This window comes from Massilia sp. SYSU DXS3249 (assembly GCF_053668055.1).
The window spans coordinates 154,997-172,123 of the sequence record NZ_JBSIPX010000004.1 but is presented as its reverse complement, the minus strand read 5'-3'; the positions used below and the strand labels follow the sequence as shown (position 1 = coordinate 172,123).

The 17,127-nt window shown below is 67.0% G+C and carries 17 protein-coding genes and 1 tRNA gene; 6 read left to right on the top strand and 12 right to left on the bottom strand.

Annotated features, from left to right (window positions below; all coding sequences use genetic code 11):
• Positions 1 to 13 precede the first annotated feature (13 nt).
• Positions 14 to 1,924 carry a threonine--tRNA ligase gene (gene thrS / locus ACWCIA_RS06925; RefSeq protein WP_454161861.1) on the bottom strand — a complete coding sequence of 637 codons (1,911 nt, stop codon included), beginning with the start codon at positions 1,922 to 1,924 and terminating at the stop codon, positions 14 to 16.
• A 234-nt stretch (positions 1,925 to 2,158) separates the two neighbouring features.
• Positions 2,159 to 2,235, bottom strand: a tRNA-Val gene (locus tag ACWCIA_RS06920).
• Positions 2,236 to 2,383: 148 nt separating this feature from the next.
• Here ACWCIA_RS06920 and ACWCIA_RS06915 point away from each other — a divergent pair.
• Together ACWCIA_RS06915 and ACWCIA_RS06910 are read left to right on the top strand one after the other, a co-directional pair.
• Positions 2,384 to 3,361, top strand: coding sequence for a cation diffusion facilitator family transporter (locus ACWCIA_RS06915; protein ID WP_454161860.1), 978 nt, complete (start codon positions 2,384 to 2,386; stop codon positions 3,359 to 3,361).
• Between the two features lie 32 nt (positions 3,362 to 3,393).
• Positions 3,394 to 4,389 carry an NAD(P)/FAD-dependent oxidoreductase gene (locus ACWCIA_RS06910; protein ID WP_454161859.1) on the top strand — a complete coding sequence of 332 codons (996 nt, stop codon included), beginning with the start codon at positions 3,394 to 3,396 and terminating at the stop codon, positions 4,387 to 4,389.
• A gap of 43 nt (positions 4,390 to 4,432) precedes the next feature.
• Here ACWCIA_RS06910 and ACWCIA_RS06905 read toward each other — a convergent pair whose 3' ends face one another.
• From ACWCIA_RS06905 to ACWCIA_RS06880, 6 genes are all read right to left on the bottom strand, one after another.
• The gene (locus ACWCIA_RS06905; RefSeq protein WP_454161858.1) at positions 4,433 to 5,065 is read right to left on the bottom strand and encodes a hypothetical protein; all 633 of its coding nucleotides are present in this window, start codon (positions 5,063 to 5,065) and stop codon (positions 4,433 to 4,435) included.
• Positions 5,062 to 5,991 (bottom strand): MlaD family protein, encoded by a 930-nt coding sequence (locus ACWCIA_RS06900; RefSeq protein WP_454161857.1) that lies wholly within the window; start codon positions 5,989 to 5,991, stop codon positions 5,062 to 5,064. Before ACWCIA_RS06900 ends, ACWCIA_RS06905 begins: the two co-directional genes overlap by 4 nt.
• A 19-nt stretch (positions 5,992 to 6,010) precedes the next feature.
• Positions 6,011 to 6,817 (bottom strand): MlaE family ABC transporter permease, encoded by an 807-nt coding sequence (locus tag ACWCIA_RS06895; protein WP_454161856.1) that lies wholly within the window; start codon positions 6,815 to 6,817, stop codon positions 6,011 to 6,013.
• A 159-nt stretch (positions 6,818 to 6,976) separates the two neighbouring features.
• Positions 6,977 to 9,229, bottom strand: a complete 2,253-nt coding sequence (locus tag ACWCIA_RS06890) for a RelA/SpoT family protein (protein WP_454161855.1) — start codon at positions 9,227 to 9,229, stop codon at positions 6,977 to 6,979.
• 15 nt (positions 9,230 to 9,244) lie between these two features.
• Positions 9,245 to 9,595, bottom strand: coding sequence for a RidA family protein (locus tag ACWCIA_RS06885; RefSeq protein WP_454161854.1), 351 nt, complete (start codon positions 9,593 to 9,595; stop codon positions 9,245 to 9,247).
• Positions 9,596 to 9,611: 16 nt separating this feature from the next.
• Positions 9,612 to 10,487 (bottom strand): alpha/beta fold hydrolase, encoded by an 876-nt coding sequence (locus ACWCIA_RS06880; RefSeq protein WP_454161853.1) that lies wholly within the window; start codon positions 10,485 to 10,487, stop codon positions 9,612 to 9,614.
• Between the two features lie 140 nt (positions 10,488 to 10,627).
• Between ACWCIA_RS06880 and ACWCIA_RS06875 the strand changes: the two genes are divergently transcribed.
• The gene (locus ACWCIA_RS06875; protein ID WP_454161852.1) at positions 10,628 to 11,422 is read left to right on the top strand and encodes a 3-hydroxybutyrate dehydrogenase; all 795 of its coding nucleotides are present in this window, start codon (positions 10,628 to 10,630) and stop codon (positions 11,420 to 11,422) included.
• Positions 11,423 to 11,530: 108 nt separating this feature from the next.
• On the top strand, positions 11,531 to 12,169 hold the full coding sequence (locus ACWCIA_RS06870; RefSeq protein ID WP_454161851.1) for a CatA-like O-acetyltransferase: 639 nt from the start codon (positions 11,531 to 11,533) through the stop codon (positions 12,167 to 12,169).
• Between the two features lie 6 nt (positions 12,170 to 12,175).
• Here the strand turns inward: ACWCIA_RS06870 and ACWCIA_RS06865 are convergent, their stop codons facing one another.
• The 3 genes from ACWCIA_RS06865 to ACWCIA_RS06855 form a co-directional block, all read right to left on the bottom strand.
• Positions 12,176 to 12,535 carry a hypothetical protein gene (locus tag ACWCIA_RS06865; RefSeq protein ID WP_454161850.1) on the bottom strand — a complete coding sequence of 120 codons (360 nt, stop codon included), beginning with the start codon at positions 12,533 to 12,535 and terminating at the stop codon, positions 12,176 to 12,178.
• A gap of 104 nt (positions 12,536 to 12,639) precedes the next feature.
• Positions 12,640 to 13,386 (bottom strand): PEP-CTERM sorting domain-containing protein, encoded by a 747-nt coding sequence (locus tag ACWCIA_RS06860; protein WP_454161849.1) that lies wholly within the window; start codon positions 13,384 to 13,386, stop codon positions 12,640 to 12,642.
• The gene (locus tag ACWCIA_RS06855) at positions 13,386 to 14,927 is read right to left on the bottom strand and encodes a PQQ-dependent sugar dehydrogenase (protein WP_454161848.1); all 1,542 of its coding nucleotides are present in this window, start codon (positions 14,925 to 14,927) and stop codon (positions 13,386 to 13,388) included. Before ACWCIA_RS06855 ends, ACWCIA_RS06860 begins: the two co-directional genes overlap by 1 nt.
• Positions 14,928 to 15,294: 367 nt before the next feature.
• Here ACWCIA_RS06855 and ACWCIA_RS06850 point away from each other — a divergent pair, with 367 nt between their 5' ends.
• Complete coding sequence (locus tag ACWCIA_RS06850; protein ID WP_454161847.1) at positions 15,295 to 15,744, top strand: hypothetical protein; 450 nt, start codon at positions 15,295 to 15,297, stop codon at positions 15,742 to 15,744.
• Here ACWCIA_RS06850 and ACWCIA_RS06845 read toward each other — a convergent pair.
• The gene (locus ACWCIA_RS06845) at positions 15,741 to 16,073 is read right to left on the bottom strand and encodes a hypothetical protein (protein WP_454161846.1); all 333 of its coding nucleotides are present in this window, start codon (positions 16,071 to 16,073) and stop codon (positions 15,741 to 15,743) included. The genes ACWCIA_RS06850 and ACWCIA_RS06845 overlap by 4 nt on opposite strands.
• A gap of 77 nt (positions 16,074 to 16,150) precedes the next feature.
• Between ACWCIA_RS06845 and ACWCIA_RS06840 the strand changes: the two genes are divergently transcribed.
• Positions 16,151 to 17,047 carry an alpha/beta fold hydrolase gene (locus ACWCIA_RS06840; RefSeq protein WP_454161845.1) on the top strand — a complete coding sequence of 299 codons (897 nt, stop codon included), beginning with the start codon at positions 16,151 to 16,153 and terminating at the stop codon, positions 17,045 to 17,047.
• Positions 17,048 to 17,127 lie beyond the last annotated feature (80 nt).

Sequence of the window (17,127 nt, the reverse complement as noted above, 5' to 3'; positions counted from 1 at the left end):
GCCGGCGTGTGGTTTATTTGGCCTTGGAGGCCACTTCACCAACGAGGCGCTCGATCAGGGCATCGACGGACATCACGCCCAGGTCGACATTGCCCCGTGCGCGCACGGCCACGGTGTGTGCTTCACGTTCCTTGTCGCCAACAACTAGAATATATGGCAATTTTTGGACGGAATGTTCACGTATTTTATAGGTAATCTTCTCGTTCCGCAAATCAGCGTGAACGCGCAGCCCGGCCTTCTTCAGCTTGGCTTCCACCTCTTTCACATACGTTGCCTGGGCGTCAGAAATGTTGAGTACAGCCACTTGCACCGGAGCGAGCCACAGCGGCAGCGCGCCCGCGTAGTTCTCGATCAGAATGCCGATGAAGCGCTCCATCGAGCCGACGATCGCGCGGTGCAGCATGACCGGCACCTTGCGGGTGTTGTCTTCCGCAACATATTCCGCGCCGAGGCGGCCCGGCATCGAGAAGTCGACCTGCATGGTGCCGACCTGCCATGGGCGGCCCAGGCTGTCCTTCAGGTGGTACTCGATCTTCGGGCCGTAGAAGGCGCCCTCGCCCGGCAATTCGGTCCACTCGACGCCGCAGGCGCGCAGCGCCGAACGCAGCGCCTCTTCCGCCTCGTCCCAGATGGCGTCGGAACCGATGCGGCTGTCCGGACGCAGGGCCAGCTTGACGTCGATGTTGTTGAAACCGAAGTCGTCGTAGACTTCCATCGCCTGCGCGTGGAAGGCGGTCACTTCCGCTTCGATCTGCTCTTCGGTGCAGAACACGTGGCCGTCGTCCTGGGTGAAGCCGCGCACGCGCATGATGCCATGCAGCGCGCCCGAGGACTCGTTGCGGTGGCACTGGCCGAACTCGCCGTAGCGCAGCGGCAGGTCGCGGTAGCTCTTCATGCCCGAGTTATAGATCTGCACGTGGCCCGGGCAGTTCATCGGTTTCAGCGCATACGAGCGGTTCTCCGACTCGGTGGTGAACATGTTCTCGCGATAATTGTCCCAGTGACCGGTCTTCTGCCACAGGGTGACGTCGAGGATCTGCGGCGCCTTCACTTCGTCGTAGCCGTTGACCTGGTATTTATGGCGCATGTACTGCTCGACCTGCTGCCAGATGGTCCAGCCTTTCGGATGCCAGAAGATCAGGCCGGGCGCTTCTTCCTGGAAGTGGAACAGGTCCAGCGCCTTGCCCAGCTTGCGGTGGTCGCGCTTTTCCGCCTCTTCCAGCATGTGCAGGTACTGCTCCTGGTCTTCCTTCCTGGTCCAGGCGGTGCCGTAGACGCGCTGCAGCATCTCGTTGTTCGAGTCGCCGCGCCAGTAGGCGCCGGCCAGCTTCATCAGCTTGAAGACCTTGATCTTGCCGGTCGAGGGCACGTGCGGGCCGCGGCAGAGGTCGGTGAAACCGCCTTCCGAATACAGCGACACGTCCTCGTTCGCCGGGATCGAGGCGATGATCTCGGCCTTGTAGTCTTCGCCGATCGACTTGAAGTAGGCCACGGCCTCGTCGCGCGGCAGCACCTTGCGGGTGACCGGCTCGTCCTTCTTGGCCAATTCCTGCATCTTCTTTTCGATTTTCGCCAGGTCGTCCGGGGTGAACGGACGCTTGTACGAGAAGTCGTAGTAGAAGCCATTCTCGATGACCGGGCCGATGGTGACCTGGGCTTCCGGGAACAGTTCCTTGACCGCATAGGCCAGCAGGTGGGCGGTCGAGTGGCGGATGACGTCCAGGCCTTCCGGATCCTTGTCGGTGACGATGGCCAGGTCCGCATCCTGCTCGATCAGGAAGGAGGTATCGACCACCTTGCCGTCCACCTTGCCGGCGAGCGCCGCCTTGGCGAGGCTAGGGGCAATCGAGGTCGCCACCTGGGCGACCGTCACGGGGCCGTCGAACTGACGGCTGGAGCCATCGGGAAGTCGCACGTTAAGCATTAGTGATCTCCTGGGCGCTCGGCGCCGATAAATTAGCTAAAGATTAAGATAAAAATTCGAGACGAAAAAAAACGCGCACCAGGCGCGTTGTTTTCAGTGTGTTGAGCAAAAGAACACCATACCGCGTCTAGCGATTCCCCCACAACAGAGTCGTAGTTCGCGGTGTCATAACCGTCGGTGCCTTTCTCGCTCTTACAAGTAGTGAGCGAAGAAACTTCGCTGCACTGGATATTCTGGTGGGCGGTGCAGAATTCGAATCTGCGACCCCTTGGATGTCGACCAAGTATTCTAACCAGCTGAACTAACCGCCCAATGAGGAGCATTATAGGGGCTGCGCCGGTCGCGCGCAAGGGTTGATCAAAATTAACTAACAGCGCGGCAAAGTTGCGCCTACGTCACAGTCTGACCCGTAATACTTATCCATTACACTGCGGGTTCCGCCATTTTGCCGAACTACCCATGTCCGATCACGCCGCACCGACCTCCGAACACCTGCACGCCCACCTCGACGGCGACGCCCAGCACGGGCACTTCATCGAGGCGCGCAGCCAGAAGGCGCTGGCCGGCGCGCTGGCGCTCACCCTGCTGTTCGCGGTCATCGAGGTGGTCACGGGCTTCATCTCGAACTCGTTGGCCCTGATCTCGGACGCCGGCCACATGGTGACCGACGCCGCCGCCCTCGGGCTGGCCCTGCTGGCGCAACTGATCGCCAAGCGCCCGCCCTCGAGCCGCCACTCTTTCGGCTTCGTGCGCGCCGAGGCGCTGGCCGCCTTCGTCAACTGCCTGGCGATGCTGGCCCTGGTCGCCTGGATCGGCTGGGAAGCGGTGCAGCGCCTGATCCATCCGGAACCGGTGCAGGGCGGCGTGGTGCTGGTCGTAGCCGCCATCGGCGCCGGCATCAACATCCTGGTTGCCTGGCTGCTCTCGCGCGACAACCACAGCATCAACACCCGCGCCGCCCTGGTCAACGTGCTGGGCGACCTGCTCGGTTCGGTCGCGGCGATCGCCGCCGGCGGCATCATCTATTTCACCGGCTGGGTGCGGATCGACCCGATCCTGTCGATCTTCGTCGCCCTGCTGATCCTGCGTTCGACCTGGGGCATCCTGCGCGAGTCCTACCACTTCCTGATGGAAGGCGTGCCGCACGGAATCGACTACCTGCAGGTCGGCGCCGACGTGGCCGAGGTCGACGGCGTGCTGTCCGTGCACGACCTGCACGTGTGGGACATGTCGCCCGGCCACCCTGCCCTCATCGGCCACCTGGAAATCCGCAGCCTGGCCGAATGGCCGACGGTGCTGCGCGCCGTGAAGGAGATGCTGCTCGAGAAGCACGGCATCGACCACGTGACCCTGCAGCCCGAAGGGCCCGATGGTCACCCGCTGGACGCGAGCATTTGTAAGCCGGCTCTTACCCGGCCTGGGCACGCACGCCGATAGAACGGCCCGCAGCGATCCATGACAATCGGGGCATGGACGACAAGACCGCGCAGATCACCGAAGGCCTCAGCGAAGAGGTCACCGAGCACGTATTCGACACCCTCGTCATCGGCGGCGGCCCCGGCGGGCTGACGGCGGCGATCTACCTGCGCCGCTTCACGCGCAACATCGTCGTCGTCGACAAGGGCAACAGCCGCCTGTGCCTGATCCCGGTGTCGCACAACTATCCCGGTTTTCCCGAGGGCGTGCCCGGCTCGCAGCTGCTGGCCAACCTCACCGAGCAGCTGAAGAACTACGGCGGCAGCGTGCTGCCCGGCGAGATCACGGCCCTGCGCCTGGACGACGGCACCTTCGTGGCCGACTATCTCGACGACGCCGGCGACACGCGCCAGATCCGCGCGCTGACCGTGCTGCTGGCCACCGGCGTGGCCGATGCCGGGCTGCCGATCGAGAACTGGAACGAAGCGGTGCAGGCCGGCGCCGTGCGCCTGTGCCCGGTGTGCGACGGCTACGACGTGATGGACAGGCGCATCGCCGTCGTCACCAACGAAACCAATCCGGTCGGGCACGCGCTCTTCATGCGCTCCTTCAGCGCCGACGTCACCCTGTTCGACCGCGGCAAGGAATCGATGCTGACCGAGGACGAGCGGCGCCAGATCGAGGTGGCCGGGGTGCGTTACATCGAGTCGCCGCTGCTCGGCGTGACCATGAGCCCGGACATGAAGCCCATCCTCAACACGGCGGACGGCGAAAGCCGCGAGTTCGACGTCTTCTATCCAATGCTGGGCGAGTCGGCCCGTTCGAAACTGGCCTGCGAACTGGGCGCCGAGACCGCCGAGTGCGACAAGCTGGTCGTGGACGACCACCAGCGCACCAGCGTGCCCGGCCTGTATGCGATCGGCGACGTGGTGCGGGGCCTGAACCAGATCGCGGTGGCGGCCGGCCAGGCGGCGATTGCGGCCACGACGATTCACAATGCGTTGCCGTGGGCGTTAAGGCCGAAGGTGAAGGCTCAGAAAGCGGCGTGACACCGCTGTTGCGGGCGCGCTCAGTCCACAGGCGCCCTTGCGCTTACTTTTTCCCCGAGGCCAGCGCGATGCGGCGCCGGATGCGCTCGAGGGCCGCGGCGTCGCCCGCCGCCTGGGCCCGCTGCTCCTGCACGCCCAGCCACGTCAAGAGCGGCCGGCGCCAGCCCTGTTGCGAGGCGGTCTCGGTCGCGAGAAGGATGTCGTCGGGACGGATGCGCCCGGCCTTGAACAGCGCGCCGGCAGCGACCAGCCGGGCGAGCGGATCGGCCACGCCGGCCAAACTGCCGCTGGCGACCACCGGCCGGTGCTGCTCCGGCAAGGCCGCCACGGCCAACCCATCCCAGCGTCCGGCGATGTACGCCGCATACGCGCGCTGCCCGGCGTTGGCATCCGGCGCCAGGGCGGCAAATCCCGGGCAATCGTCGAATTCGAGGCTGGCCGCCAGCGTCGCGCAGCGCACCAGCTCGACCTGGGCCACGAGGTCGGCGCGGCCGGTGCTGGTGGTCTCGCGCCGCGCCCGCGCGAATTCGGCGTTGGCGGCGGCCGTGTTGCCGCGCAGGTAGTCGTCGGTGAAGCCGTCGAGCGCCTGCTTGGCGTCGGGCTGCCAGGCCGGCACCGGCGCCTTGCTGGCGCAGCCGGCCAGCAGCAGCACACCTATCGTCAGGGCAAATTTCATGGCAGCTTGATCTCCTCGTTCTTGCCGGCGAAGGGCCATTTCTTGTTGACCTGGTCGACCAGGCGGTTCACCTTGCGCAGGCTGGCGTCGACCTCGCCGCGCAGCGCGCCCAGGTCTTCGGTGGCCACGCGCGCGTTGGCGCCCACGGCCTGGGCCTCGACCAGCACCGCGTCCATGCGTTTGAGGGTGCCGCGCGCATCCTGCAGCGCGCCCTTGAGTTCGACCACGGTGGCCTGGACGTCGTCGACCACGCCGTCCTTGCCGTAGAGGCGCTGATCGGTGCGGGCCAGCAGCGCGTCCAGGCGCTGCAGGGTGCCGATGAATTTCTTCGCCTCGTCGTCGCCCAGGGCGCCGCTCAGGAGACCGTACTTGCCGGACAGGCGCCCGGTCAGGGTCTCCACGTTTTCCAGGCTGGCGCTGACCGAGGAACCGTCCGCGGTGAGGCTTTCCAGGTTGTTCAGCAGCGAGCGCGCGGTGGCCACCAGGCCCGGGATCTCGGCCGTCACGTCGCCGCGCAGCACCGGGCGGATCGCGCCGTTCGGCAGCGGCGCGTCGTCGAGCACGCCGGTGAAGGCGCGCAGCCGGGTCTCGCCCACCACGCTCCTCTCCAGGGTGAAGACGCTGGACGCGCGCAGCCAGCGGGCATCGCTCTTCGACACGTCGACCACGATCTGCACCTTGCCGTCCTTGGCCAGGTCGACCAGGCGCACACGCCCGATCGGGAAACCGGCGAAGGTCAGGTCCATGCCGGGGATAACGCCTTCCGAATTCTCGGTGACGAGCACCAGGCGCTGGGTCGGCTCGAACACGCCGCGCGCATACATCACGTACAGGACGAAGGCGACGATCAGAGCGGCGATCAGGGCCAGCAGGATGATCGCCTTGGTTTCGACATGGGCTGGTTCGTCGGGAGTGGTATCGGTCATGGTTATCAGATGGATGTACTCAGATGTACTTCAAGGCCAGCGAGGAGCCTTCGATCAGCAGCAGCACGAACAGGAGGCGCAGCGCGCCGGGCTGCACGCTCGACGCCAGCCGGCGCGGATAGCGTTGCAGCTCGAGGATGGCGGCGGTCGGGATCACCGCGACGGCCAGCCCGAACAGCACGGTTTTCAGCACGAAGCCGGTCGCCACGACCGGTGCGAACACCCGCCCCACCGTGCGCGTGTAGTCCTCCAGCCCGAACGGGGACAGGCCGTAGACGTTCACGTAGGCCAGCAGCAGCACGACGGTGCTGCTCACCATCGCCAGGCTGAGCACCGAAAAGGCGTTCGCGAACAGCTGCGGCACCAGGTCGCGGCGCAGCCGGCGCAGAGCTTCGGCATTGACTTCGGCCGTCGGCAGGCCGGCGCGCGCCAGGCCCAGCGCCGAGGCGTCGAAGGCCATGCCGGAGCGCAGCGCGGCGAACAGCGCCGCCGACAGCGGGATCAGTTCCAGCACCAGCACCCGCACCACCATCTCCAGCGCATAGCGCGACAGCCCGTAGCTGAGCGCCGTGACCAGCACGATGCGGATGACGACAAGACTGATCAGGGCGGAGAGCACCGTGAACCAGGGCAGCACCTGCCAGGTACTGGCGTGGATGTAGCGCGCGGTGGCGAGGCGGTTGGCGCGGTTGTAGGTCGACGGCGACAGCGCCGTGACGAGCGCGACCGCGCCCAGGTGGAACATGTACCACCAGCTGCGCAGGTAGCGGGCGAACGCCAGTCCCCAGAGGCTGGGACGGGCGAGGAGGCGTAGGCGTTGGGGCATGGGTTACATGATACGGTTTCGGGCGGTATGCATGGGTTTGCGTATCATGTTTGCGTCCATTCCACGAACCCGGCGCGATGCCGCGGCCGGCGTTCGCGGTTGGCCTGTCTGAGCCGCAGGTGGCCGAGCGTCCGTTCGCGTGGGCACGGGGTGCCCACCCTACGATCTCCGGGCTTCTTGCACGCCGGGGACTTCGGCGATCGCCGACAGCGCCTTCTGCAGCTGGGCGGTCGAGCCGATTTCGGCAGTGAAGACCATGCGCGCCTGGCCTTTCGCGCTTTGCGTGTTGACGCCGATGACGTTGATCTTCTCGCGCAGGAAAGCGTCCGAGATGTCGCGCAGCAGGCCCTGGCGGTCGCCGGCCAGGATGAAGATGTCGACCGGGTAGACCGTCTCCGTGAATCCCTTGCCCCACTCGGTCTGGATCACCCGTTCGGGCGCCTTGCTGCGCATCTCGGCGAAGTTCTTGCACGAGAGGCGGTGGATCGAGACGCCCTTGCCGCGCGTGACGAAGCCGACGATGGGGTCCGGCGGCGCCGGCTTGCAGCACTTGGCCAGCATCGTCATCAGGCCCTCGGTGCCGACCACCAGCACGCCCGATTTCGCGCCCTGCTCCACGCTCGACGCGCGGCTCTTGTTGACCACGGCCGCGTCGTCCGGCGGCGGCGCCTCCACGGTTTCGTGCAGGGCCGCTTCCACGTGGCGCAGGCTGAACTTCTCCTTGCCCACGGCGACGAACAGCTCGTCCACCTTGGCGAAGCCCAGCTTGTGCGCCAGCGCTTCCAGGTTGACCGCCGTCTTGCCCTCGCGCTGCAGGGATTTTTCGACCAGCGCCCTGCCCTGGGCCAGCGTTTCCTCCAGTTCGAGGGCATGGAACCAGGCTCGAATTTTCGACCGCGTGCGGCTGCTGACCGTATAGCCCGGGCTGAGCCAGTCGCGCGAAGGACCGGCGCTGCCGGCCGGGCCCTTGGCCGTGATGATCTCGCAGGTCTGGCCGTTCCTCAGCGGAGTATTCAGGGGCACCATCACGCCGTCGATCTTGGCGCCGCGGCAGCGGTGGCCGACCTCGCTGTGCAGGTGGTAGGCGAAGTCGATGGGGGTCGCGCCCACAGGGAGCTCCAGCACGCGCGCCTGCGGCGTCAGCACGAAAATGCGGTCGTCCAGCGTCGCCGCTTTCAGTTTCTCGACCCACTCCTTCTGGTCTTCCTCGCCCGCTACGCTGTCCACGCTGTCGGCGACGTCGCTCTTCCAGGCCAGCAGCTGGCGCAGCCAGGCGATCTTCTCGTCGTATTTCTGGCTCTTGAAGTTCGAGCCGCCCTCTTCCTTGTAGCGCCAGTGCGCGGCCACGCCGTATTCGGCGAAGTTGTGCATCTCCTGGGTGCGCACCTGCACTTCGAGCGGGCGCCCGTCCTCGGCGGTGACGACCGTGTGCAGCGAGCGGTAGCCGTTCGGCTTGGGGCGGGCGATGTAGTCGTCGAATTCGGCCGGGATCGGGGTCCAGATGTTGTGCACCAGGCCCAGCACCGTGTAGCAGGTCTTTTCGTCCTGGACGATCACGCGGAAGGCGCGCACGTCGTACAGCGAGGAGAAGTCCAGGTCCTTGCCGCGCATCTTGTTGTAGATGCTGTAGATGTGCTTCGGGCGCCCGCTCACCTCGGCCTTGATGCCGGCCGCGCGCAGCTCCTGCTGCAGGCGTTCGATCGCCGAGGCCACGAAGCCTTCGCGCGCCATGCGCTTTTCTTCGAGCAGCCTGGCGATGCGCTTGTAGGTGTCGGGTTGCAGGAAGCGGAAGGCCAGGTCTTCCAGCTCCCATTTGAGCTGCCAGATCCCGAGGCGATTGGCCAGCGGCGCGTACAGGTCCATCACCTCGCGCCCGTAGTCGTGGGTCAGCTCGTCGAAGCGCTTCTGGTCAGCGAACCAGCGCAAGGTGGTGACGCAGGACGCCAGGCGCACCAGCACCACGCGCATGTCGGTCGCCATGGCGAGCAGCATCTTGCGCAGGGTCTCGACATGGGCGGCGGCCTGCTGGGCCGCGTTCTTGCCGCGCCCGACCGCGGCGGCCTGGGGGCCGACGGTGAGGTCGCGCAGGCGGATCAGCTGCTGCACGCCGCGCACCAGGCTCGCGACCTCGGGCCCGAACAGGCGCTCGAGGGTCTCGACCAAGGGCGGCTCGAACATCGCCAGCTCGAACAGGAGGCCGGCGATGCGCGTCTCGACGTCGCTGCGCAGGTAGGCCAGCGTGCCGGCCACGCCCAGCGAAAACTCGAAGGCGTTCTGGCCGGACGCGCAGGCGCGCTCGCCATAGGCCACCGCGGCATAGTCGAGCGCGTCCTGCACGCGCACGCATTCCTCGGGGCTGAGGCCCTGGACCAGCTGGGTGGTGGCGTCGCCGAGCGCGGCGGTGGAAACCATCGACCGGTCGACCGCTTAGCGCAGAGCGGCGGTGACGACGATCTCCACCAGGCAGGCCGGGTTGGCAAGCTTCGCTTCGACGGTGGCGCGCGGCGGCGTGTGGCCCTGGGCGACCCATTCGTCGTAGACGGCGTTCATGCCGGCGAAGTGGGCCATGTCGGCGATGTAGATCTGGCACATCAGGATGCAGGTCTTGTCGCTGCCGGCTTCGTTGAGCAGGCGGTCGACGTGGCCCAGCACTTCGCGTGTCTGGCCTTCGATGTCCTGGGTGGTGTCTTCGGCGATCTGGCCGGCCAGGTAGACGGTGCCGTTGTGGACGGCGATTTCGGACAGGCGCTTGCCTACATGGTGACGTTGGATTTCCATATTCTCTTTCAAAAACTCAGTTCAATAAAAAGTCGCGTGCAATCGCGATCTGGTCCGGCTGCACGAAGGTCGGCGCATGGCCGACACCGGGGATCTCGACCAGGCGCGGGCGCGGCCCGCGGCGTGTCATTTCCTCGGCCGTCTCGTGCGAGAGCAGGTCGGACTCCGCGCCGCGCACCAGCAGCGTCGGGCAGGCGATCGCGTCGAAGGCCCGCCACAGCGCGGCCTGGTCGCGCTGCGCGCGTTCTTCGCTCATGGCCTTGAAAGGCACGGCCAGCGCCAGGTCGTAATGGCGCACCCAGGCGCCGTCCGTTTCCTGGCGCAGCACGTCGCCGGCCAGCTTGTTCCATTGCTCCTCCGTGTGCGGGCCGAAGGAGTTCGAGACCTCGCGGATGAAGCGCGCGCCCGTCTCGTAGTCCGGGAAGCGCAGGTCCTGGCCGATGTAGTCGGCGATCCGCGCCATCGCCGCGCCGTCGAGGGTCGGGCCGATATCGTTGAGCACCAGCTTCGTGACCGGCGTGCCCGGCAGGGAGGCCAGCGCCATGCCGATCAGGCCGCCCATCGAGGTGCCGAACCAGTGCACCTGGTCCGGCCCGCCGGCGGTGGCGCGCGCCACCAGGGTCACCATGTCGGCCACATACTGCGGCAGCACGTACAGCTGCGGGTCGGGCAGGCGCTCCGAGCGCCCGCGCCCGGCCACGTCCGGGCAGACCACGCGGTAGTGGTCGCACAGGGCAGCGGCCAGGGCATCGAAATCGTCGGCGACGCGCGTCACGCCGTGCACGCAGACCAGCACCCGCGGGTTGGCCGGGTCGCCCCATTCCTTGTAGGCCATGCGATGCAGGCCGGCGGGCGAGCTGCACTGCACGCTGTTCCATCTCGCTGTCGTCATCGCCTGCCCCTTGCCTTTCCCGAACCCTGACAATATTGTCGGTTGCATCAGCCCCGGCCGACATTTTAACTGGCCGTGCGATTAGAATTCTACCAATTCCGAGGAAGACTTCAGCACACCCCTAACTTACAGAGGAAACAATGAAATCCAATATGTTGAGTGGTAAAACCGCGCTCGTCACCGGATCGACCTCGGGCATCGGGCTCGGCATCGCCCGTGCGCTGGCCGAACAGGGCGCCAACATCGTCTTCAACGGCTTCGGCGACGCCCAGCAGATCGAGAAGCTGTACACCGACATCGGCCAGGAATTCGGCGTCCAGACCGCCTACCACAACGCCGACATGTCGCAGCCCGCGCAGATCGAGGCGATGATGCGTTTCGCTACCGATAAGTTCGGCGGCGTCGACATCCTTGTCAACAACGCCGGCATCCAGCACGTGGCCGCAGTCGAGGATTTCCCGGTCGAGAAGTGGGACGCGATCATCGCCATCAACCTCACCTCGGCCTTCCACACCACGCGCCTGGCCCTGCCCGGCATGAAGCAGAAAAACTGGGGCCGCATCATCAACCTGGCCTCGGTCCACGGCCTGGTCGGATCAAGCCAGAAGTCGGCCTATGTCGCTGCCAAGCACGGTCTGGTCGGCTTCACCAAAGTCACCGCGCTGGAAACGGCCCAGACCGGCGTCACCTGCAACGCCATCTGCCCGGGCTGGGTGCTGACCCCGCTGGTGCAGAAGCAGGTCGACGACCGCGCCGCGCGCGAGAACCTGTCGAACGACGAAGCCCGCCGCGCGCTGCTGGCCGAAAAACAGCCGTCGGGCGAATTCGTCACGCCCGACGAACTGGGCGCGCTGGCCGTGTTCTTCTGCTCGCCGGCAGGTTCGCAGGTGCGCGGCGTGGCCTGGAACATGGATGGGGGTTGGGCGGCGCAATAAAGCCGGGCCACGGTCGGGGCGGCATCCACGCATTGACATGTGGATACCGCACCCGGCATGTTGCGCCATGCGACAATCCGGGCTCCGCAGTAACCAGCCCACATCCGCATGCAACACTTTGAACGGCGGCGCGACCGCTTCGACCTCTTCGACCGCATGGACAGTCCTGCGGTCAACCTCTGCTTCACGCTCGACCTGCCCGACTACCGCCCCTGGTGCAAGCAGCAGGGCCTGGCGCCCTTCCACGTGCTGCTGTGCGCGGTGCTGCGCGCGACGCTGAAGATCGAGAATTTCCGCTACCGCGTGTTCGAGGGCGAGGTGATCCGCATCGACCGCCTGCTGCCCTCGTTCACGGTGGTGAACCAGCACGATGACCTGAATTTCGCCTTGTTCGACTGGTCCGACGACCTGCGCGAGTTCGTTGCGCGCGGCATCGCGGCGCGCGAGGAGGCAAGCAGCATGACGGCGCTGAACAAGCGCTACGCCGCCCTCTCGCCGCGCGCCGTGAAGGACCAGGTCTTCATCACCTGCATTCCCTGGCTGGACTTCACCTCGATCCAGCACCCGACGGCCTCCCTCGGCTCACCCGACATCCCTTCCCTGGCCTGGGGCAAGTTCAGGAAGGGCCTGGACGGACGCCTGCAGCTGCCCTTTTCGGTGCAGGCCCACCACGGCTTCGTCGACGGCTACCACATCCACCTGCTGGCGCAGCAGATCGCCGCCGAGCTGGACGCCTTCATGGACTGAGCGGCGTCAGCGCCCGTCGGCCGGATGCATCGCCGGCTCGACATTGCGCAGCGTGACCGTGGCGCGGTAGGCCGTGTCTTCCAGCGTGAACTCGAGCCTGGCCTGGGGCGGGTAGCTGGTCTTGACCAGCATGGCCGAAGCCATCCTGGCGTCGAACGCGGTACGCACCCAGCCGGCGATGGCCTGGGGCTTGCGCTGGGGCGCTTCGCGCAGGATCCGGGCGATGGCATGGGCATGGGCGGGCTTGTCCTGGCGCACGCGCTCGAGGGCGCCGGGCGCGTCGAGGTCGACGGGGCGGCCGAACCCGGGCGCGGCCTGGGCACACAGGGCGGCGCTGGCGAGCAGCGCGAACGGGATGAATCGCATGGCGCACCTCCTTCCTGCTGATACGCCCAGTTTACTCCTGGCGCCGGCCGCGCGGTAACCGTGAAAAAACCCGGGGCGGGTTGGCGTCGCCCCGGGATTCCATGCTAGGACCGGCGCCTGCGCGCAGCCAGCCCGCCCGCCGCCAGCCCGGCCAGCAGCAGGGCCAGCGAGGCCGGTTCCGGCACCTCGGCCGGGCCGCCGATGGCGAGCACCACGTTGTCCACGCCGAACTGGAACGGCGCGACGTTGTCGACCTCGGCGAAGCGCAGGCGCAGGGTCGCGCCCAGGTTGGCGTTGAGCAGGTCGGTGATGTCGACCGAGACGCGGTTATAGCCCGACACCAGCGGATCGGTGAGCCCGGTCGCGAACAGGTTCATCAACAGGTCGGCAGCCGCCATGCTGAACGGATCGCTGCCCCCGACCAGGATGTCCGCCCGCGCCTGCTGGTTCAGCACCACCGTCGCCCAGTCGAGCGTGGGGGTGGCCGGCAGGTAGAAGGCGTCGGCCCGGTTGCCGATGAAGAGGTCGAAGCTCAATATCGCGCGGGCGACGGCGCTGTCCTGGCTGAAGTCCTGGTAGAGGATGTGGCTGCCGCCGGCCTGGCCGTCGGTCATCGCCGCATTGCTCCCCTCGGGCGGGGCCGGGACCGCGGTGCCGGTGCGCGGGCTGGTGGTGCCGGACTGCAGCCGGAAGCGGCCGTCGCTGCCGACCTGGTCGAGCACGGTCCAGCCGTCCAGGCCCTCCTCGAAGCCGCCGTTGACCATCGGGACCGCATGGGCCGGCGCCGCCGCCAACGCAAACGCCAGCGAGGCGGCCATGCCGGCCGCAAGCCGTGTAAAGGATGTCCTCATTATTTGCTCCTCGAAGTGGTGGCGGTGGCGCGGCTGATGCGGTAGACGACGCCGTCGGTGATCGAGACCACGTACAGGTTGCCGTCCGGTCCCTGTTCGATCGACGGCGTGACGCCGAAGCCCCTGCCGATCAGCAGGGTCTCGCTTTCGGTCGGCTCGAATTTGTTCAGGTTGTCGGCCACCTTGTCGGCCAGGCGCGGGTCGGCGCTGGTGTTGATGGAGAGCCGGCTGGTGCTCAGGCGCATGCGATACAGGCTGCCGCCGGTGGTGCCGGTCGGCGCGAAAGGCCGCGAGGAACCGATCCACAGGGTGCCGTCGTACTCCCTGCCGAGCGCATTGCCGCGCACGAAGGCCGTGCCCGAGGGACCGACTTCGTAGCGCCAGCTGAACTGCGGATCGACGTAGCGCGCACCCGGCAGCATGAACAGGCGCGAGCGCGCCAGGCTGGAGGTGTAGGCGATGCGGGTCGGCGGATAGCGCACCTGCTGCAGCGAGCTGCCGAACATCGTGGTCTCGATCTGCTTGAACTGGGCGATGCGGCTCATCGGCCCCATCGCCTGGATCCAGCCGCCGTTCATGCCCGGCACCACGCGGTTCAATTCACTGAAGGCATCGTCCGAGTTCTCGGTCAGCCACAGGAAGCGGCTGTAGGGATCGAAGGCCATGCCGAAGCCGTTGCGGTGGCCGTAGGAGAACACGGTCTGCACGGTGCGCCCGACGTCGCCGCCCATGATGGCGCCGGCGCCGAAGAAGGGATTGTCGGCTGGCGTCGAGCCGTCGTCGTTAAAGCGCTGCACCACGCCCGACAGGTGGGCGCTGTCGGGCTGAGGCCCGCCCAGGGTGTCGTCGAGGAAGGATGGCGTCAGGAAGGGCCCGTTCGCCAGGTTCTGCATCTGCCCGCGCCGCCCCAGGTCGCCGGTGAAGACGTACAGCTTGCCGTCCGGCCCGAAGCGGATCGGGCCGCCGTTGTGGTTGCCCCGTTCGACCGTGTTGACCGCGTCCGCGTGGCCGGGCACCGGCAGGTTGTCGGTCTGGCGCGCGCGCAGGCGGATGGTGCGGAAGTTCGGGTCCATGCGCAGGCGCGTGCCGTCCCAGGTGAAGCGGTCGACCCGGTTGCCCATCAGCGGCACCTCGCTCAGCACCGCCGTATCGGCCCCGGTCGAACTCTCGGTCCAGCGGATGTAGACGAAGGGCACGGCCGGAAAATCCGGATGCAGCGCCATGGCCAGCAGGCCCCGCTCCGACGCCGAGTTGACGGCCAGGTCGAGCACCGGGGTACTTTGCAGCACGCCGCCGGTGACCCGCTTGACCAGGCCGCTGCCCTTTTCCAGGATGAAGGCGTCGTCCTGGCCGATGAAGGCGATCCCGATCGGCTGCACCAGCCCGCCGCCAAGCCAGGTCGTGACCCGCAGGTTCGGGTCGAGCATTTCGGTCGGAATCGTATCGGCCGCGGCAAAGGGCGCGGCCATCCCCAACAGCATCGTCAGGGCCAGGGCCGGCCCCTTCCTCGCTGCACTTCTTCCAGCGCATGATATTGACATCGTAATCCCCCAGATCCGCCGGCGCTAAGTGCCGGTCGGCATTGTTTTGAAGAGGTTTCGCACGAGGAAGCGCGGTGTTGGCGCCCCGAGGCGACCGTTTTTTGATGCAAGGATGCGCGTCGCATAAAATATGCCAAGCGCATGAGATTTCGCGGCCGTGCTATGAGCCGCATGCTCGCTTGCCGGCGAAGTCTTAACAGCACGAAATTTGAGACCGGCGGTATGTAAAGATAGCCGACACTTCGTCAAGGAAATAAGTGGACGGGGCGCCGCTTCGGTTTCTTCGCAGTGAGGTTTCCGTAAAATCGGAGCCGCGTCCCCGAGGGTGATGTAAACTGCAATCTTTTCTCAACAGCCGGGGAGGTTCATGCACGTCGAGCAAGTCCAGTTTGACGAAGTGTTCGATGTCGCGGGATCGCGCGGCGACTTCAGTTTCAGGAGCGCGGGCCGCGCCTGGTATGGCATGAATATCCTGGGCGGGACGGTACCGCGCTCGGGCTCCACCTTTGCGATCGCTTTTGCCGAGCCCGGCAATTGGGCGACCGTGCTGGGCTGGCGCAACCTCGCCCTCCCCGGCGTCACGCTGTCCGAATCCACCGCATCCTTCCTGTGGTCGCAGGCCTTCCAGATCATCCTGTACGGGCCGTTCTTCACGGTCGGCGCGCTGGTGTTCGGCGGCGAGCTGCTGGCGGCGTCGGTCGGCGCGCTCATCGCCGGTATCGCCGGCTATCGCACCTTCCGCCTCATGCGGCGCAACCGGGCCGTGACGCGCGCCCTGCTGGAGGTACCCGCCAGCCAGCCAAGCGTCGGCAGCTAGGCAGCAGACAGCCCGGCATACCAGTCCGCGTAGGGCGTGTTCTTCACCATGCGCCGGTTGAAGTCTGGCGCGCCGTCAAGCCACCATACGGGCCCGCGTTCGCCGAGGGCGCGCTTGGCCGCATCGACGGCCGCGCGGGCGCTGCGCTCGGCCTCGGGATCGCCCGCCTTTTTCGCGGCGCCGACCTGCCTGCGCGCGCTCATGAGCTGGTCGACCAGGCGCTGGCGCTCCTCGGGCGCGAGCTGCGGATTGCTCGTTCGCCAGAGGCGGCCGTCCACGACGAAGTAGCGTCCGTCCGGGGTGCTGGGGTAGTGCGGAGAGGTGGGCATGGTCGGACTATACCGAAGCGCGGTGTAGACTATCGCACGGCTGCCACACCCATCCATACCCTTTCGCGACCCTGCCCATGACGACCAACCCTCTCTTCCCCGGCTTTCGCAGCGAACGCTTCACGACCGCGCCAGGCATCGACATCCATGCGGTCGTCGGCGGCAGCGGTCCGCCCCTGCTGCTCCTGCACGGCCATCCGCAGACCCACGTCATCTGGCACCGGGTGGCGCCGCGGCTGGCGGAGCGCTACACGGTGGTGGCCTGCGACCTGCGCGGCTACGGCGATTCGTCCAAGCCCCCCGGCGACCCGGACCACGCCAACTACAGCAAGCGCGCCATGGCCGCCGACGCGCTGTCGGTGATGCGCCAGCTCGGCTTCGAGCGCTTCGCCGTACTGGCCCACGACCGCGGCGCACGCGTCGCGCACCGCCTGGCGGCCGACCATCCGGAGCAGGTCTCGCGCATGGCGCTGCTCGACATCGCGCCGACCCTGGCCATGTACGCGCAGACCGGCGAAGCCTTTGCGCGCGCCTACTGGCACTGGTTCTTCCTGATCCAGCCGGCGCCCCTGCCCGAACGCCTGATCGAGGCCGATCCGCAGGCCTACGTGCGCGACGTGATGGGGCGCCGCAGCGGCGGGCTCGGCGTCTTCGATCCGCGCGCGCTGGCCGAATACGGCCGCTGCCTGGCCCTGCCCGGCGCGGCGCATGGGCTGTGCGAGGATTACCGGGCCGCCGCCGGCATCGACCTGGAGCACGACCGCGCCGACCGCGAGCGGGGTGCGCGGCTGGCGCTGCCGCTGCTGGTGCTGTGGGGAGCGCAAGGGGTGGTGCACCGCTGTTTCGATCCGCTCAAGGAGTGGAAGGCGGTCGCGGACGATGTGCGTGGCGAGGCGCTGCCTTGCGGGCATTACATTGCGGAAGAGGCGCCGGAGGAATTGCTGGCGCACGTGCTGCCTTTCCTGGAAGGCTGACCGGTTCTGCCGGCTTTGCAACGCGTGGAGTCGGGACTCCACCCTACGAATCGCGCCAGATGTAGGGTGTGAGGGGGGCG

Bases quoted from the DNA above. Each gene is read 5' to 3' on its own strand.
- ACWCIA_RS06890 (WP_454161855.1), bottom strand. From the start codon at position 9,229: ATGGTTTCCACCGCCGCGCTCGGCGACGCCACCACCCAGCTGGTCCAG.
- ACWCIA_RS06840 (WP_454161845.1), top strand. From the start codon at position 16,151: ATGACGACCAACCCTCTCTTCCCCGGCTTTCGCAGCGAACGCTTCACG.
- ACWCIA_RS06870 (WP_454161851.1), top strand. From the start codon at position 11,531: ATGCAACACTTTGAACGGCGGCGCGACCGCTTCGACCTCTTCGACCGC.
- ACWCIA_RS06880 (WP_454161853.1), bottom strand. From the start codon at position 10,487: ATGACGACAGCGAGATGGAACAGCGTGCAGTGCAGCTCGCCCGCCGGC.
- ACWCIA_RS06900 (WP_454161857.1), bottom strand. From the start codon at position 5,991: ATGACCGATACCACTCCCGACGAACCAGCCCATGTCGAAACCAAGGCG.
- ACWCIA_RS06860 (WP_454161849.1), bottom strand. From the start codon at position 13,386: ATGAGGACATCCTTTACACGGCTTGCGGCCGGCATGGCCGCCTCGCTG.
- ACWCIA_RS06845 (WP_454161846.1), bottom strand. From the start codon at position 16,073: ATGCCCACCTCTCCGCACTACCCCAGCACCCCGGACGGACGCTACTTC.
- ACWCIA_RS06910 (WP_454161859.1), top strand. From the start codon at position 3,394: ATGGACGACAAGACCGCGCAGATCACCGAAGGCCTCAGCGAAGAGGTC.
- ACWCIA_RS06885 (WP_454161854.1), bottom strand. From the start codon at position 9,595: ATGGAAATCCAACGTCACCATGTAGGCAAGCGCCTGTCCGAAATCGCC.
- thrS (WP_454161861.1), bottom strand. From the start codon at position 1,924: ATGCTTAACGTGCGACTTCCCGATGGCTCCAGCCGTCAGTTCGACGGC.
- ACWCIA_RS06875 (WP_454161852.1), top strand. From the start codon at position 10,628: ATGAAATCCAATATGTTGAGTGGTAAAACCGCGCTCGTCACCGGATCG.
- ACWCIA_RS06855 (WP_454161848.1), bottom strand. From the start codon at position 14,927: ATGTCAATATCATGCGCTGGAAGAAGTGCAGCGAGGAAGGGGCCGGCC.
- ACWCIA_RS06865 (WP_454161850.1), bottom strand. From the start codon at position 12,535: ATGCGATTCATCCCGTTCGCGCTGCTCGCCAGCGCCGCCCTGTGTGCC.
- ACWCIA_RS06915 (WP_454161860.1), top strand. From the start codon at position 2,384: ATGTCCGATCACGCCGCACCGACCTCCGAACACCTGCACGCCCACCTC.
- ACWCIA_RS06850 (WP_454161847.1), top strand. From the start codon at position 15,295: ATGCACGTCGAGCAAGTCCAGTTTGACGAAGTGTTCGATGTCGCGGGA.
- ACWCIA_RS06905 (WP_454161858.1), bottom strand. From the start codon at position 5,065: ATGAAATTTGCCCTGACGATAGGTGTGCTGCTGCTGGCCGGCTGCGCC.
- ACWCIA_RS06895 (WP_454161856.1), bottom strand. From the start codon at position 6,817: ATGCCCCAACGCCTACGCCTCCTCGCCCGTCCCAGCCTCTGGGGACTG.